11 protein-coding genes are annotated in these 16,497 nt (G+C 54.6%); 10 read left to right on the plus strand and 1 reads right to left on the minus strand.

The annotated features are described in order from the left end of the window. Window positions 1–2 precede the first annotated feature (2 nt). Window positions 3–467, minus strand: coding sequence for a 23S rRNA (pseudouridine(1915)-N(3))-methyltransferase RlmH (gene rlmH, locus CWO84_RS15745; RefSeq protein ID WP_101053720.1), 465 nt, complete (start codon window positions 465–467; stop codon window positions 3–5). Window positions 468–791: 324 nt separating this feature from the next. Between rlmH and CWO84_RS15755 the strand changes: the two genes are divergently transcribed. The 10 genes from CWO84_RS15755 (at window position 792) to CWO84_RS15800 (ending at window position 16,347) form a co-directional block, all read left to right on the plus strand. Next, window positions 792–2,264, plus strand: coding sequence for an NADH-quinone oxidoreductase subunit M (locus tag CWO84_RS15755; RefSeq protein WP_101053727.1), 1,473 nt, complete (start codon window positions 792–794; stop codon window positions 2,262–2,264). Further along, window positions 2,261–2,578, plus strand: a complete 318-nt coding sequence (locus CWO84_RS15760; protein ID WP_165786348.1) for a hypothetical protein — start codon at window positions 2,261–2,263, stop codon at window positions 2,576–2,578. The genes CWO84_RS15755 and CWO84_RS15760 overlap by 4 nt, the downstream gene beginning before the upstream one ends. After that, on the plus strand, window positions 2,578–5,775 hold the full coding sequence (locus CWO84_RS15765; RefSeq protein ID WP_240618078.1) for a DUF2309 domain-containing protein: 3,198 nt from the start codon (window positions 2,578–2,580) through the stop codon (window positions 5,773–5,775). Before CWO84_RS15760 ends, CWO84_RS15765 begins: the two co-directional genes overlap by 1 nt. Next, the gene (locus CWO84_RS15770) at window positions 5,772–7,349 is read left to right on the plus strand and encodes a proton-conducting transporter membrane subunit (protein ID WP_346426968.1); all 1,578 of its coding nucleotides are present in this window, start codon (window positions 5,772–5,774) and stop codon (window positions 7,347–7,349) included. The genes CWO84_RS15765 and CWO84_RS15770 overlap by 4 nt, the downstream gene beginning before the upstream one ends. Continuing rightward, window positions 7,346–8,887 (plus strand): NADH-quinone oxidoreductase subunit M, encoded by a 1,542-nt coding sequence (locus CWO84_RS15775; protein WP_101053733.1) that lies wholly within the window; start codon window positions 7,346–7,348, stop codon window positions 8,885–8,887. Before CWO84_RS15770 ends, CWO84_RS15775 begins: the two co-directional genes overlap by 4 nt. Then, window positions 8,880–10,451: an NADH-quinone oxidoreductase subunit M gene (locus CWO84_RS15780; RefSeq protein ID WP_101053736.1), complete on the plus strand. Its 1,572-nt coding sequence runs from the start codon at window positions 8,880–8,882 to the stop codon at window positions 10,449–10,451. Before CWO84_RS15775 ends, CWO84_RS15780 begins: the two co-directional genes overlap by 8 nt. Before the next feature lie 148 nt (window positions 10,452–10,599). Beyond that, window positions 10,600–11,232 carry a carbonate dehydratase gene (gene can, locus CWO84_RS15785; protein ID WP_101053740.1) on the plus strand — a complete coding sequence of 211 codons (633 nt, stop codon included), beginning with the start codon at window positions 10,600–10,602 and terminating at the stop codon, window positions 11,230–11,232. A 32-nt stretch (window positions 11,233–11,264) separates the two neighbouring features. After that, window positions 11,265–12,824, plus strand: a complete 1,560-nt coding sequence (locus CWO84_RS15790) for a SulP family inorganic anion transporter (protein WP_101053743.1) — start codon at window positions 11,265–11,267, stop codon at window positions 12,822–12,824. 247 nt (window positions 12,825–13,071) lie between these two features. Continuing rightward, window positions 13,072–15,435 carry a penicillin acylase family protein gene (locus CWO84_RS15795; protein WP_240618079.1) on the plus strand — a complete coding sequence of 788 codons (2,364 nt, stop codon included), beginning with the start codon at window positions 13,072–13,074 and terminating at the stop codon, window positions 15,433–15,435. Window positions 15,436–15,822: 387 nt separating this feature from the next. Next, a complete protein-coding gene (locus CWO84_RS15800) occupies window positions 15,823–16,347 on the plus strand; it encodes a hypothetical protein (protein ID WP_133120706.1) in 525 nt (174 codons plus the stop codon). Window positions 16,348–16,497: the final 150 nt, after the last annotated feature.

The raw sequence follows: 16,497 nt of genomic DNA on the forward strand, positions 1-16,497 counted from the left end.
GCTTAACGATGGTAAGGGTGATTATTCAACAGACTCCAGGCCCGGTAGATTTGTTCAGCGACAATCACTCGAACCAAGGGATGCGGGAAGGTCAGCGGCGACAGGCTCCAGGATTCCTGCGCCAGGTCGCGTACTTGCTGGGATAGACCTTCCGGTCCGCCTATCATTAATGCGACCGGCTGGCCGTTACCCAGCCAGCGGTGCAAGGCTTGCGCCAGATTAGGCGTGGTCCAGGGCTTGCCGGGTATGTCCAGCGTCACCACGTGCGCCCGGCTGGGCAATGCCGCTATCATGCGTTCTCCTTCGTCCTTGGTAATGCGGGCAATGTCGCCGCTACGGCGTTTGTCCGGGGCGATTTCCTTTAGCAGCAACTCGCATTCGCGCGGCAGCCGCTTGGCATATTCATTATAACCTTGCTGTACCCAGTCCGGCATTTTGTTGCCGACGGCTATCATGTGGATTTGCATAGTTGTTACAGGCTATCAATTCGCGGGAAAACGGGGTGAAGAACTCGGGTGGCATTCATACGCACAGCGTTTACAAACGTCGCCGAGCTATTGGCGCTAATCGCTAGCGTGACCATGTTTGGCATGCGCAGGATCCCCAAATCCCGATATTTTTTGCTGCGCTTAGGTTACACGAAGCGCCGGGCTTTGCGAAATCGGCTCTACCGTCCGATAGTGCAAGCCCTAAACGGCCATCTGGTTTATTTAAACCAATTCTTGGTCGGATTGGCTTTTTTCAACCAAATGTCGTTAGAATGTTTGTTGTATTGGACTTAGACGATAACAATGGTGATGCTAAGCGCGCTGTTATGGACCCCGGCGCTGGGGGCAATATTACTGGTACTGGTCTCCAGCCGGAATAGCCGATTGATCAGAATTGTAGCTAATGTAGTCAGCTTGGCGGCTTTGTTGCTGGCTGGTTTGCTATTGGCCCAGTTCGACGCCAACGACACCGCGCTGCAATTTAGCGAGTTCTATCCGCTTAACCCTAAGCTGGGCAGTGCTTACGCTTTGGGTGTGGACGGCCTGTCCATGCCGATGCTGGTGCTGGCTGCTCTGTTAACTTGCATTTCCCTGTTGGCATCCTTTTCTTTAACCGACAGCATCAAGGGCTATCATATTTCCGTGCTGTTGTTGGAATTCGGCATGCTCGGCGTGTTTATGGCGCAAGACTGGGCGCTGTTTTACATCTTCTGGGAAGTGACGTTGATCCCGCTGTTTTTCCTGATCGACCGCTGGGGCGGCAAACGCCGGCATGCCGCCAGTTTAAATTTCGTGCTGTACACCATGGGCGGCTCGGTGTTCATGTTGCTGAGTTTATTGGCGATCAGTCAATACGATCTGGAAAACCAGGGCTCCTTGATGGCCTCGATGGGCCAAGCCGCGCAAAATATGCCGGAGATCGAACAGGTTTTGGTTCTGCTGGGCTTCCTGATCGGCTTTGGCGTGAAAATGCCGATCTTTCCCTTGCACGGCTGGTTGCCGTTGGCTCACGTCGAAGCACCCAGTCCAATCAGTATTCTGTTATCCGGCATTCTGCTGAAAATGGGTGCCTACGGCTTGCTGCGCTGTGTGGTGATGTTGCCGGTTGCCGCAAAATTGATTCAGCCGCTGCTGGTATTTCTGGCTTTGTTCGGCATGCTTTACGGTGGCTTGCTGGCCTGGCGGCAACGCGATCTGAAAGCCATGGTGGCTTACTCCTCTTTGAGTCATATGGGCGTGGTCCTGTTGGGCATTGCCGCGCTGAATCAAACAGGCTTCACCGGTGCGATATTACAAATGACCGCGCACGGCCTGATCGCCGGCGCGTTGTTTTTATTGGTTGGTCTGCTTTACGAACGCACGCATACCCGTAACATTCAAGATTACAGTTCGCTGGTGCAGGTCATGCCGCGCTTTGCCACCTTGACTACCTTGACCTTGCTGGCGGCCATGGGCTTGCCCGGCTCCGTTGGTTTTATCGCGGAACTGCATACCCTAATCGGCGGCTTTCAAGAATGGGGAGGGTTGATGGTGTTTTTTAGCCTCAGTATTCTGATCAGCGCCGCCTATGCGATGCGCACCATCGGCTTGCTGTTTACCGGGCCGGTGAAACCGCAGATGCGTGAGATTGCCGACCTGAAATCTTTGGAACTGATGGCTTCCGGCGTGTTGGTCGGCGGTATTGTATTGTTTGGTTTGCTACCGGCGCCGTTGATTGATTTGTCTATGGCAACGGTGGGGAAAATGTTGGCGGTAATGGGGGAGAGGTTGCCGTGAACATAGTCCATATCGAAGGAAGGGTCCAGCTCCCGTATGCCGCGCCGAGCACCGAAGCTTTTTCCGAGATCAGCCCGCTAGGGGAGCGGCAGGGATGCCGCTTGTTTTCGGAGGGGCTGGGAAGCCCCTTCCGAAAACCCTCGGAAAAAGCTTTGGCGCGCAGGATCAAAGCGGTATTCGGGTCGCTTTTTCTTTGGATACTTTCTTTTGGCGATGCAAAAGAAAGTATCTCGGCTGTCGGTCCGAGAACCGACATTAAAATATCCGTCGCGGTAGCGACACCATTTTCGAAGATCAGGGTGTTAAGGCAATGATGGCATCGTCTACAAGCACCTTGTCGCCCCGACAAATCATCCTTGACGCGATCCATCACCTGGATCACGTATTACCGGGACAAGCACCGATTCACGATTTTGTGCATCACAATACCTTGCATGGTTTTCAACACCTGCCGTTCGAACAAGCGCTGGCGGACTTTACCGAATTGACGGGTATCAGTTGCTACCTGCCGGCCGAACAGTTTCGCGAGTTTTATGCGCGGGGCCGGATAGCCGATGACGATATTGATGCTGCGTTGGCGCGGCAGTTTGCTGATGCGCTGGACACCGAGATTTTCAAGGTCAATGGCAAAACCATCACCCAACACATGCTTTACCGACTGGCCTTGCTGCACGATTTGGCGGCCCTGAAGCCTGCGCAATTCGATTGGCAAGTGCGCGAACTCCGGGTGTTGGAGAATATGTTAAGCAACGGCGAAAAGGCTTCCGAGTTATGGGATGGTTTGGTCGCCAAGCTTGGATTGCAAATGCAGAATTTGCATCCGGAAGATTTGCTGGATTTGTCCGCCGAGCAAATCCGGCAATGGCTGCCGGATGCGGCGAATGCCGGTGCGGAACAGCAGATGCGCCAATCTTGCATGGAGAGCCTGGAAAGCCTTTTTGCACGGGTCGGCGGCAGTTTGACATTGCGCGGCTTGCTGTTGGCGTTGACCGGCGAGGATATTCTGGACACGGTGCGGCCTCAATTAATTCGTTTATGTGCATCTTTGCTGGACGAAGGCCTGGCGGCCTGGCGATTGCCTAAGCGCCAAGAACTGGGTTTGTACGAAGCTTGGCGCGAGAGTTTGATCTACGATGCCCAGCCGGTTTTTCAGGAACTACATAATTGGCAAGCGGTTATGGGAGCACTACCTGCCGAACCCATAGATGCGATTGCGCAAGAGCTGGTAGCACTGAAAATCCCAGAATCCCGCTGGGTTGGCTATCTGCAAAGGCTAACCCTCGAACTGCCGGGTTGGTCGGGTTTGATCAACTGGCGGCAAACTCATCCCGATTATCAAGCGGATGACGCCACCCAGCCCCTATTGGCCGATTATCTGGCGATACGCTTGATTCTGGATCGGCTGTACGCAGAACAGCTATGCAGGCAGCAATGGGGTTGCGAGGCGCAACTGGACAAACTCCGCGGTTATTTTTCGAAAAACCTGGCCGAGTTTTCGGTCAGGCATACTTTGTTTAAAGGCCAATTGCCGGAGTATTTGGCGCTTGCGTCACAGGCTTTACTGAAAGATTCGGCGCGGGACAAACAGGTCTGGCAGACCGTGGCCGAACGGATTTGGACCTGGCAACTTAGTCCGTTGGCTCCCTCAGCCCTCAGTATTTATAACCAGGGTTGGCGCTTGTTTCGCCTTTGCCAATTGCTTGGATTAACCGCCAGTGACGTGCAGCGATCAGAGCCGGCCCCGCTGTTGGATTGCTTGGCCGTCATCGACACTTTCAGCGAGGCGGATCGCAGCAATATTTGGCTGAACGCCTACGAACGCCACTATCAACAAGCCCTGCTGCAAGCCCTGCACGCCAATCATAATCGCGGGCGCTGGGCGCAACGAGACAACCGCCCCGCAGCACAAATCGTGTTTTGCATGGATGATCGCGAGGAAGGCATCCGCCGTCACTTGGAAGAACTCAATCCGGCTATCGAAACGCTGGGAGCCGCCGGATTTTTCGGGGTGCCGATGAATTACCAAGGCTTGGACGATAGCAAATTGACGGCCCTTTGTCCGGTGGTGGTCGTACCGGCACATAACGTTCAGGAATGCAGTCAACCCGGCCAGGAAAAAGCCTTGGCCCGGCGCCGGCAAGGCCGCAATCTAAAGCAACGGCTTGCCGATTTGCTTCAGCACGGTTTGCGCCGTGATACGCTGCTGGCATATCCGGTGATCAATGCCATGGCACCTTTTACTTTGCTCGGGTTGCTGGCGAAAAGTTTCATTCCCAAAACGCAGCAGCAGTTGCTGGCTGCGGTGGCGAAAGGCATCGCGCCCGACGTGCCATCGCAATTGCATTTTACCGCTGGCAACCCCGAGACGCCTGCCTCCCCCCAACAGCCCAGATTAGGCTTTACCGACCAGGAGCAAGCCGAGCGCATCGCCGGGTTTTTGCGTAATACCGGTCTGACTTACGGCTTTGCCGAATTGGTGGTATTGATGGGCCATGGTTCGATGAGCCAAAACAATCCGCATTTGTCCGCATACGATTGCGGTGCCTGCAGCGGCCGGCACGGCGGACCAAATGCCCGGTTGTTCGCGGCAATGGCGAATCGGCCAGAAGTCAGGCAATTACTGGCCGAGCGCGGTATCTTCATTCCAGCCGACACCTGGTTCATCGGCGCCGAACACAATACCTGCGACGAAGACATCATCTGGTATGACAGCAGCGCCGTGCCGCGGGAGTGCCAACCGGCCTTCAACAAATTTATGCAGCAGATGCAACACGCGCAGCGCATGTCGGCTCACGAGCGCTGCCGGCGTTTGGCGTCCGCGCCGCGCCGGCCGGAGCCCAAGCAAGCGTTACGGCATTTTCTAAACCGCGCTGCCGATTTTTCCCAGGCTCGGCCGGAGCTGGGCCATGCCACCAACGCCGCGGCACTGGTCGGTAGGCGCTCTTTAACGCAAGGTGCATTTTTTGACCGTCGCCTGTTTTTGATTTCCTACGATCCGAGCCAGGACCCTGAAGGTACAGTGCTGGAAGGCATCTTGCTGGCGGTCGGTCCGGTCGGGGCCGGCATCAACCTGGAATATTATTTCTCCACCGTGAATAACGAACGGTTGGGTTGCGGTTCAAAAGTGCCGCACAATCTGACCGGCTTCTGTGCAGTGATGGAAGGCGCCAGCAGCGACTTGCGCACCGGCTTACCCCGGCAAATGATCGAGATTCACGAGGCCATGCGTTTGCAAATTATTGTCGAGGCGAAAACCGCGGTGTTGGAGCAGATTTACGGAAGGCAAGAAAGCCTGCGGGAATTGATCGGCGGCGGTTGGGTGCATCTCAGTGCCAAAGATCCGGACAGCGGTGAGATATTTGTGTTTCAGCGCGGTGTCGGCTTCGTGCGCTGGCAACCGGACAACATTGAACTGCCGCTACGGGATAACTCGCCGGATTGTTACCGAGACGAAACCCAGCCGGTGGCGCCGATGCTGATCAAACAGCCCGAATTAATGGCGGTTGTATGAGTATGGCGGCCTACGCAACCCTGATTCCCTTGTTTCCGTTGCTGGCCGCGCTGCTGATCGGCAGCCTGCATTTTTGCCGGATTATCGACGGCGAGGCCGGCGAGAAAACCACGGCCCGGCTGGGCGTGACGGCTATCGGCCTATCGGTACTGACGGCCCTGGCTTTATTGGCCGGCAATTTGTCCGGTCAGTTGCCCGACTCGGTGTCGTACGGCACCTGGCTGCGTAGCGGCTCGCTGAGCATAGACTACACACTCAGCACCGGCGGTTTTAATCTGGCGGTGGCCGGTTTGTTCTCGCTGTTACTGCTGGTCGTGATGCGCTTTTCAGTGAATTACCTGCACCGCGAGGCCGGTTTCCATCGTTTTTTTTTCATCCTGAATCTATTTGCGGCGGCAATGCTGCTGCTGGTGTTGTCCGGCAACGGGGTGTTTACCTTTATTGCCTGGGAGATGGCCGGGGTTTGCTCGTACTGGCTGATTGTTTACGCCTACGACCGCCCCATCGCCGCGCATAACGCCACCCGCGTATTTGTCACCAATCGCATCGGCGACGGCGGCTTTATTTTGGCTATTGGCCTGGCCCTGGCCTGGCTGGAGAATGCCGATTGGCAAACCATCAACCTCAGCGCGGCGGATCTGGAAGCGGGCGACGCCAACTTGCTGGCCCTGAGTTTTGCCATGGCGGCATTCGCCAAATCTGCGCAAATTCCATTCACGCCCTGGCTGGCCAGAGCAATGGAAGGGCCAACGCCATCCAGCGCGATTTTCTATGGTGGGGCCATGATCCATGCCGGCGTGTTCTTGATTATCCAATTGCAGCCTTTGTTTATGCAGGCGCCGCTGGCCATGCTGTTGTTGACGGTGGTTGGCGCGCTCACCGCAATTTACAGTTACTGGGTAGGCTTGAGCCAGACCGACATTAAAAGCTCGCAAATCTTCGCCACCTCCGCGCAACTGGGCTTAATGTTCGTCGAATGTGGGCTGGGGTTTTGGACATTAGCGGCGTGGCATCTTTGCGCCCATGCCGTGGTACGTTGCTACTTGTTGCTAACCGCGCCTTCGATTTTGCACAACACCCACGGACAACCGATCCAAACAGTGTCACCGGTTCTGGCAAATTGCCGCTGGGCGTTTATCGTGTCCTTGCAGCGCGGCTGGCTGGAGCCGGCCATGGATTGGCTGATGGTCAAGCCGGTTTTACGCTTGGCCAAGGATGCGCGTTACATCGACGAACATATCGTCGATAAGGCCTTGGGCGCGCCGGCACCGGCTATCAAAGCGGTGTCGTCGTTCGCGCAATGGGAAGAACAAAAAATGGGCGCCAACCTGGATAGCCAGGAAGATAGTTTCGCGCAAGGCAGCGGTCTGGCCGGCAAATTGGCGCAATGGACCGCAGCCTTGCTGAACTGGTTCGAATATCGCTTTATTCTGCGCGGCATCGGCCGCGATTCGATTCGGCTCGGCCGGCGCCTGGGTCAGGCTGCCAACCGTTTCGAACAATTATTGTTACAGCCGCGCTATCTGGCGTTGTTTGTGTTGATCACCTTGATGGTAGCGCTGGGATACCGATGAATACCCCTATTGTTTTCTGGCAGGCAGTGGCGGCGGTGCCGCTGTTAACGGTGTTGACGTTGGTGCCTTTGCTGACCATGCTGGCGGTGGTGTTCGCCAAGCCGATTTACAGCGTACGGCTGGCCTTTGCCGGCGCATTGCTGAACGTATTGCTGAGCATTTATCTATTGCTGATATTCGATTCGGAAACGCCCGGGCTGCATCTGGCCGAACATTTTCAATTGTTGGGTATGAACTATCGGGTTGGCGTGGACGGCACCAATATTCTGTTTATTCCACTGACGGCAATTTTAGGCTTGCTGGCGCTGGTCTATACCTTGATCACGCGGCATCGCAACGACCGCTTGTTCATCGCCTGCCTGCTGGCCTATCAAGGTATTTTAATCGGCGCGTTTGCGGCGCTGAATACGCTGCAATTCTGGTTCTGGTGCTTGTTGGAACTGGTGCCGGTGGTGTTATTAACGGTATTTGCCGGTACCGGTAAGCAGCGCAACCAGGTGGTTAAATCGGTCTTGCAATATTGGCTGTCCGGTTTGGCCATGAGTCTGGCCGGCTTTGTGTTGCTGAGCTATGGTTTGGCGCAAAATGGTTTGGATTTGAGCTTCGATTGGTTGACTCTAAAGCATCACAATCTGGCGATTCCTAACGAAACCCTGATCTTTATCCTGCTGTTTTTCGGCTTTGCGATCCGCATGCCGCTGTTTCCGTTCCACGCCTGGCTGCCCTTGTTGGCCGAGCACGGCACCGCAGCCAGCGCGGCGATTTTTCTGACCGGTTTGAAGCTGGGCATTTACGCCTTGATTCGGTTCATTCTGCCGCTGGTGCCGGGCGCGGCTGAGCAATGGGTACATTTTGTCGTCGATCTGGGCTTGATCGGCATTTTTTATGGCGCCTTGCTGGCGTTGATGCAGATCAATATGCGCCGACTGTTGGCGTTTGCGGTGATCAGTCATACCGGCATGTTGGCGATAGGCGTATTCTCCTTCAACGATTTTGCCTTGGAAGGCAGCATTCTGCTGTCGATAGCTTATGGGTTGGCGACAGCCGGCATGCTGTTCAGCATCGGCTTGATTTACGAGCGCACCCGTACCTCGTTCCTGCCGCGCCTGGGCGGGTTGTTCGAGACTAATTCGACGATAGCCTTGCTGTTTTTGATTTCCGCGCTCAGCACCATGGTCATGCCCGGCACGCCGGGTTTCGATGCGGCGCATCTACTGATAGAAGGCACCATTGAGGAACACGGCTGGTACATCGCCATCGCGATTTTACTGGGTAACGTGCTGGGGGCAGCCTTTCTGTTGTGGGCGTTTCAGCGTCTGTTTATTGCTCATGCCAAGCGCATTATTCAGCCTTACGGCAGCGTTCACCATCCGGTGGTTAAGGAGCGGATTATCGCTGTGACCATCTGCGGCCTGCTGATCGGCACCGGTTTTTACACCACACCCTGGCTGAAATACATTGATCAGGAAGCCAAGGAAATAGGCGAACATTATCCGGAACATCACAGCCACCACATGAACGGCCCGCACCATGATTGATAGTTTTCCTTTGCTGTCCCTCTGTCTGGTCTGGCCTTTGTTGGGGGCCTTATCGCTGGCGTTCATCCAGGATACCCGGTTAGCCAAGCGCGGCGCTTTGTTGGTAGCCGTTGTGGAATTACTGTTTACCGTCGCGGCGGCCGGGGTTTTCGATACCGCGCGTGGTGATTTTCAGTTGCTGGAAGACTATGCCTGGATACCGGGCCTGAATATTCACTATCAACTCGGTGTGGACGGCATCTCAATCCTGTTTTTGCCGATGACGGCCTTGCTGACCCTGATGGGTTTGTTGGCCGGCTGGAACAGCGTGCGGCAGTTAAATCGCTTTCAGTTGGCGTTGATGCTGGCGCTGGAGAGCGTAACTATCGGTGTATTTACCGCATTGGACCTGGCCTTGTTCTTCCTGTTTTGGGAGCTGACCTTACCACCGATTTTTTTCTTGATCGGTTTATGGGGCGTAGGCGCAGAGCGACGGTACGCGGCGATGAAATATACCTTGTATATGTTATTCGGCGGCGTGCCCTTGTTGTTCGGGATTATTTTGCTGGCGATTAATCACGCGCAGGCTAACGGCGGGACCATTCCGCAGGATTTGGCTTTCAGTTTGCCGGTTTTACTCAACACGCCGATACCCGAGTCGGCGCAGGGTCTGATCTTTCTGCTGCTGTTTTTGGGGTTTGCGGTGAAAGCCCCACTTCTGCCGTTTCACACCTGGCTGCCGACCACGGCCATCGAGGCGCCGACTTTCCTGAGCGCCTTGCTGGTTGGTTTGAAACTGGGCGTTTACGGCATCATCCGTTTTGCGATACCGCTGGCGCCGCAAGCGGCCTTGGAGCATCGCTGGCTGTTGGCGATACTCGGTGCGGTGACGCTGATTTACGGCGCCTTGATTGCGTTACAGCAAACCAATTTGCGCCGTTTGCTGGCTTATTCCAGCGTCAGCCATGTCGGTCTGGTAATCGTCGGTATTGCTTCTTTCAATCTGCAAGGTTTGCAGGGTGCGGTCATGCAGTTGCTGAATTTCGGCATCGTTGCCGGCAGCCTGATGTTGATCGCCGGCATGATTCAGCAACGCTTGGGTAGTACCGATTTGGTTCATCTCGGCGGCTTGGCCAAACCCATGCCGCGCTTAACGACGCTATTTTTCGTGTTTGCGCTATCCAGTATCGGCGTGCCCGGCACCAATGGCTTCCCGGCGGAATTGCTGATGATACTCGGTGCATTGCAGGCTTATCCGGCACTGGCGATGGTGGCTTTGTTTGGCGCGGTATTGGGCGCGGCGTATCTGTTGGGTTTTGTCAGACGGGCATTCTTTGGCCCGCTTTTACACGACAGTGTAGCCAGAACCCAGGACCTGCGCCCACGCGAGTTGGCATTGCTGGTCGTACCGGCGCTGCTGGTATTGGTGATAGGCCTGTATCCGCAATGGCTGTTGTCCTGGCAAGAAACCAGTGTACAGTCCTGGTGGCAGCGCTTAAGCGTGGTGGCTCCGCAGGCGGCACCAACATCCATACTCACGCAGAGAACCACAATTTCAGGCGCGCTGAGCGATGGTTCAATATAAATTTTGCTTTAACCCAGATTTAAAGCGTAAAGCAATTGCCATGTAGTTTCGATTCGATATAGTATTGCCAGTAAAGACACATTCTTTTGAACAACCCGTTCCGGATCCGCTCCAGAACGCATAGTGATAGAAAATAAGGACACCCATTATGATTACACCCACGAAATTACTGCTGGAAAACAAAGCCTGGTCGGAAGAAGTCAGTAGGAAAGATCCTGATTTTTTTGTCCAGTTGGCCAAAGAGCAAAGGCCCGACTTTTTATGGATAGGCTGCTCGGATAGCCGGGTGCCTGCGGAGACCGTCGTCAATGCCAAGCCCGGCGAGATTTTTGTGCATCGCAATATTGCCAATCAGGTCATCGTCACCGATTTCAATTGCCTGAGCGTCTTGCAATACGCCATTTCCGTCTTAAAAGTTAAGCACGTTATCGTTTGCGGCCATTACGGCTGCGGCGGCGTGAAAGCGGCCTTGCAGCCGCAAAAATCCGATCTGGTTATCACCAATAAATGGCTGCTGCATATTAAAGATGTCTACCGTTTGCATCAGGAAGAGCTTGAGTCTATTGCGCCGGAGAAAAAAACCGATCGCTTGATCGAGCTGAATATCATCGAGCAAGTTTATCGCCTGGCGCATACCTCGATTATTCAGTCGGCCTGGAAACACGGGCACAAGCCCACTTTACATGGTTGGGTATACGGCCTGAACGACGGCTTGATCAATGAATTGATCAAACTCGACCATAACACGCAAATCAATCCGATTTACCGCTATGCCGACTAGCATCCGGATTTTCGCAACGACTGGGTAAACCAATGACATCGCAATTGAATTCTTATATGAAACATCTGCACCAGGACTTACCGGCCGGTATCGTGGTCTTTCTGGTGGCTTTACCGTTATGCCTGGGGGTTGCGCTAGCCTCTGGTGCGCCGTTGTTCTCCGGCATTATCGCCGGCTTGGTGGGCGGCATTCTGGTTTCCTGGGCCAGCGGCTCGCAATTAAGCGTTTCCGGACCGGCAGCCGGATTGACGGTTATCGTCTTCGAAGCCATCGAAACCTTGGGCGGCTTTGGTGGTTTTTTACTGAGCGTGGTGCTGGCCGGCGGCTTGCAAATAATTCTGGGCTATTTAAAAGCCGGGGTAATTGGCGCATTTTTTCCGGCTTCGGTGATTAAAGGCATGCTGGCGGCGATTGGCTTGATTTTGATTATCAAGCAAACGCCGCATGCCACCGGTTACGATACCAGCTTCGAAGGCGATGAAAGTTATATGCAGGAGAGCGCTGAATCCAGCTTCTTCGAATTGTCCGAAGCGTTGGAAGCGATTACCCCCGGCGTTACCATCGTCAGTGCCGTGGCACTATTGATTTTGGTGATCTGGGATTCCGGGTTTATCAAGCAGTTCAAGCTTTTAAAGTTAATTCCCGGTCCGTTGCTGGCGGTTATTTGGGGTGTCGGTTTCAACGCTCTGGCAGTGCGTTTTGCCCCGGAAATGATGATTGGCGAAAAGCACTTGGTGTCGCTTCCCGAGTTGGGCAGTGCCGCCAACTTTATCAACCAATTGCGTCTACCGGATTTCAGTTATTTCAGTAACCCGAAAATTTACAGCGTGGCGGTGACCATTGCGATTATCGCCAGCCTGGAAACCTTGCTGAGCATAGAGGCGGTCGATAAATTGGACCCGCACAAACGGGTTGCGCCGACCAATCGGGAGCTGAAAGCGCAGGGCCTGGGCAACATGGTCAGCGGCTTGATGGGCGGCCTGCCGATTACCGCCGTGATCGTACGTAGTTCGGCCAATATCAATGCCGGGGGCCAGACCAGAATCGCGTCATTCTTACACGGCGTTTTGTTATTGGTCAGTGTGCTGTTTTTTGCGAAATATTTGAATATGATTCCGTTAGCCTGTTTGGCGGCAATTCTGCTGCAAACCGGCTACAAACTGGCCAAGCCGGCACTGTTCGTGGAGTTTTATCGCAAGGGCTGGAATCAGTTCGCGCCTTTTGCGATTACCGTGGTGGCGATTTTATTCACTGACCTGTTGTTGGGTATCGCGATTGGTATGGCGGCTGGATTCTACTTCGTCTTGAAAGCCAACTTCCACGCGGCGATTACCTTGACTCAGCACGGCGATCATTATTTGTTGCGCTTACATAAAGATGTCTCCTTCTTGAATAAAGCCTTGCTACGTAAGCATCTATCTGCCGTAACCGATGACTGCGAATTGCTGATTGACGGCTCCAAAGCGTTGTTCATCGATCAAGACATCATTGAAACCATCGCGGATTTTCTGCTGGCCGCGCCGGACCGCGGTATTAATGTGGAAATCCAGGGCTTTAGCGTCTCTTGCGACGTGTCTTCGTCGGCTCACTGATGCAAAGTCAATTTCTTTAAGCCACTACCAATCGAAAGTTGTTAATCGGTTTCGGAAAACGCCGTGCCGAAACCGATTTTTTGACGCATGAATTTCGAATATTTTTGCTAGCGGAGTCTAATTACTAAACTCCGCTTTGCTAAAAATCCGCTCAATCACCTTTTGAAATCTTAGCCCTATAATAGCCGGGGCAGTTGGCGACTTTCTCCGCGCCAATTTTTCCAATCTCCCCGAGGCTATATCAACCATGTCCAAAATGCGCGTTGCCTCCCTGTCGATTGCCGGTGTTATTGTCGGTGGAATTGCTTTGGTAACAGGGCTGTTGCTGGCATCGCTACCCGCCGAAAATGGCGAAGTAGTTTTGCCCGGCCTGTCCAGTCAAGCCCGCGTCAAAAGCGATGCGTTCGGCGTGCCGGAAATCGAAGCAACCCAGCGGGAAGACGCTTATCGCGTGCTAGGCTACTTGCACGCCCGCGACCGATTGTTTCAGATGGAATTGATGCGCCGCAAAAGCGCCGGACGCCTGGCCGAATTGTTTGGTGCCAAGGCGCTGGACGCGGACCGTAAACAGCGGATTTATCAAATGGATCGCGCCGCGCAACGCATCGTTGCCGATTTGCCCCCGGCTCAGCGTTTGACGCTGCAAGCTTATGTCGACGGCGTGAATCAATTCATCGGCACTGCCCGTGTTCTACCGCCGGAATTTCTGGCGCTGCGCCACCGTCCCGAGCCTTGGCGCCCTGAAGACAGCATCCTCGTCGAGTTGGCGATGTTTCAAACCCTGAACGGCCAGGAACAGGACGAGCGCATGGTCAGCGTCATGGCTCGCGCGCTGCCTCAGGAGTTGGTGACTTTCTTGACGCCGGATACCGATCCCTACGCCAAGGAATTGGTCGGCGGCAACCTACCGCGCCGCTTTAATCCGTCAATTCCGCTTGAGGCACTGGCCAGCCTACCCGGCACCGATTCAACGCTGGCGCTTAACCAAGCAGTGGATGCCGAAAATGTGGTGTCCGGGTCCAACAACTGGGTGGTTGCCGGCAGCAAAACCCGCGATGGCCGGGCGATGATCGCCAGCGATATGCACTTGGCGCTAAATGTGCCCAACATCTGGTACCGCGCCGATCTGAGTTATGGCAATCGCCATATTTACGGCGTGACCTTACCTGGTGCTCCTGCCGTAATCCTTGGTGGCAACGATGATGTGGCCTGGGGCTTTACCAATGTCACCGGCGACTTTCTGGATTTGATCCGCCTGGAAACTGATCCCGCCCATCCCGGCCAATATCGCACACCGCAGGGCTGGCAAGCGTTTACCGAACACCAGGAAACCATTCGCGTCAAAGGCGAGCCCGACGTGACGCTGACCTTGCGCGACAGCGAATGGGGGCCGGTATCGGATCAAGATTTACTGGGTCAACCCGTGGCGATCAAATGGACTGCGCTTGAGCCGCACTTTGTGGACCTGGGCCTGATGGATATGGACCAAGCCGGCAATACCCAGCAAGCCGTGGCGGTGATGAATCGCTTCGGCGGTCCGCCGCAGAACGTAGTGATTGCTGATCGTGACGGCCATATCGCCTGGACTTACATGGGCCGCTTTCCCAAACGCCGCGGATTCGACGGCCTGATCAGCCAGTCGTGGGCCGACGGCAACTTTGCTTGGGACGGCTCTATCCCTCCCGATGATTTGCCGCGCCTGTTCGGCCCGGCCGACGGTTTTATCGTCACCGCCAACAATCGCACCCTGGGCCGGGATTATCCCTATGTGATCGGCCATAACTGGTCCTTGAGCTATCGGGCGCACCGCATCGAGGAATTGCTGAAAACTCGCAACGGCCTGACGGAGCCGGATTTGCTGGCAATTCAATTGGATACCCGCAGTGAAATTCTGGGATTTTACCAGCAATTGGCGCTGGATGCTCTGAGCAATCCGAGCGCGGCGGACGGCAGCTTGCAAAAATCCCGCAACGCCATCGCCGCCTGGGACGGCTACATGAAAACCGGCAGCATCGGCGCGCCAATCTTGAGTGAATTTAGAACCCGCCTGGCCGGCGCAGTGTTTGAGAAAGTGGTGGCGGCAGGCCAAACACTGGATCCGCAATTTCGTTACGCCTGGCGGGAAATGGAAACGCCGCTGCGGCAATTGCTGACGCAACGGCCCAAAGGCGTGCTGCACCCGCGTTATCAAGACGATTGGCAGGCCATGATCGTGGCAACCTTGCGGCAAACCGTGCAAGCGTTGCGCGAGAAATATCCCAATGTCGAGCTCGATCAATTGACTTGGGGCATGACCCACCCGGTTAATTTACGCCACCCGTTCAGCAAAGTAGCGGCTGCTTTGAGCGGCGTGCTGGACATGCCCGCCTTCGACAGCGACGGCTGCGCCAGCGTTTGCGTCAAGGTCATGGACAACGCCCATGGCGCCAGCGAACGGCTGGTCTTGTCGCCGTCGCACCCGGAAAACGCCCTGTTCCACATGCCGGGCGGCCAGTCTGGACACCCGTTATCGGCGCACTACCGCGACCAGCAGAATTTTTGGCGGGATGGGGTGGCTTTGCCGATGCGGACGGCTGTGGGTGAGGATGTTTTGCAGTTTGTGCCGAGGTGACGGTAGCCACGCATCGCGTACCATCGAAAGCTTAAAAAGGTGTGCGATCCGTGCTTTACAGCTTGGTGAAGAGGTAGTGACGAACCGGAGTTGCCAGTTAAAATTTATTTGAAATGACAGAAAAGGGCCAACAAGCTTGTCGGCGCGATTCGCTTGCGTAATCGCACATTTTGAGGCCGGCATATCCTCCGCTATCGGAGCAGGCTCAATTTGATTCAATCACTTTAACTTGAGTAGCACTGGTCATACCTAGCTCTTACCAGAGACATGCAGATGAAAAAATTCGATGCTAGTCGATAAGTTAATATGTCACAGTTCGTTTCAAGGTCCATGGGCAGTTTATCTAGCTCATTGTTGGTCGAACAGAAAGACGAGGATTGCAGAGGAATGAGATCGCACCGCTACTACCACTGGCTTGTTGGGGCACTCGCTTTGTTACTGGCGATCTTGTTGCTGGACCGAGTTGTTTCCGCATCGATCTGCATGCAACTTCTTGGTTGGGACCTACAGGCGAAGCAGATACAAACTCGTGCCCTTTGGTCTTGGGTTATCGCGGTGGGCATTATTATCCCCAAGCGCCGGAACGATTCTCGGTGGGCAGTCTGCCGGCTACTGGGCAAAATACCAGTGTTTTTTCGCCTCACTATCGTGTGGTTGATTGTGCTTGTTCCATTCTACAATTCGGAGCGCCGCTTCTGGGAGACAGCGGCCTACGTCAAATTACACGACGAGAGCAGAATAGTAAGGCCAGGAGAGCTCGATGTGGATTTCGTCATTATCACACCCTCGCGATTTCCAGGGCGCATCTACTACGACGCCCGAGCGACTGGTAATCGAGAGGCCCTTATACTCGCGCTTAAGAAGAAGGGCTTGGAGACCATCCAACAAGTGGATGCGCCGGATGGTCCCTGAGCCATGTAGGCCATGATAAGCAAGAGGGTTTTCGGCAAACTTTAAATCCCCATAAATGCCTATCGGCTTGTTCTAGATTTTGGCTAAATTGGAAATCAGCCAGGATACGCGGTGCGTACCCTACAACTACAAATGTTCTGATGGGACAAT

Origin of the sequence: Methylomonas sp. Kb3, assembly GCF_002834115.1 — a bacterium.
GTDB classification, from domain to species: Bacteria; Pseudomonadota; Gammaproteobacteria; order Methylococcales; family Methylomonadaceae; genus Methylomonas; species Methylomonas defluvii.

Excerpts from the sequence above, each read along its gene's own strand:
- CWO84_RS15770 (WP_346426968.1), top strand. The coding sequence starts at position 5,772 with ATGAGTATGGCGGCCTACGCAACCCTGATTCCCTTGTTTCCGTTGCTG.
- rlmH (WP_101053720.1), bottom strand. The coding sequence starts at position 467 with ATGCAAATCCACATGATAGCCGTCGGCAACAAAATGCCGGACTGGGTA.
- CWO84_RS15800 (WP_133120706.1), top strand. The coding sequence starts at position 15,823 with ATGAGATCGCACCGCTACTACCACTGGCTTGTTGGGGCACTCGCTTTG.
- can (WP_101053740.1), top strand. The coding sequence starts at position 10,600 with ATGATTACACCCACGAAATTACTGCTGGAAAACAAAGCCTGGTCGGAA.
- CWO84_RS15795 (WP_240618079.1), top strand. The coding sequence starts at position 13,072 with ATGTCCAAAATGCGCGTTGCCTCCCTGTCGATTGCCGGTGTTATTGTC.
- CWO84_RS15780 (WP_101053736.1), top strand. The coding sequence starts at position 8,880 with ATGATTGATAGTTTTCCTTTGCTGTCCCTCTGTCTGGTCTGGCCTTTG.
- CWO84_RS15765 (WP_240618078.1), top strand. The coding sequence starts at position 2,578 with ATGGCATCGTCTACAAGCACCTTGTCGCCCCGACAAATCATCCTTGAC.
- CWO84_RS15775 (WP_101053733.1), top strand. The coding sequence starts at position 7,346 with ATGAATACCCCTATTGTTTTCTGGCAGGCAGTGGCGGCGGTGCCGCTG.
- CWO84_RS15755 (WP_101053727.1), top strand. The coding sequence starts at position 792 with ATGGTGATGCTAAGCGCGCTGTTATGGACCCCGGCGCTGGGGGCAATA.
- CWO84_RS15790 (WP_101053743.1), top strand. The coding sequence starts at position 11,265 with ATGACATCGCAATTGAATTCTTATATGAAACATCTGCACCAGGACTTA.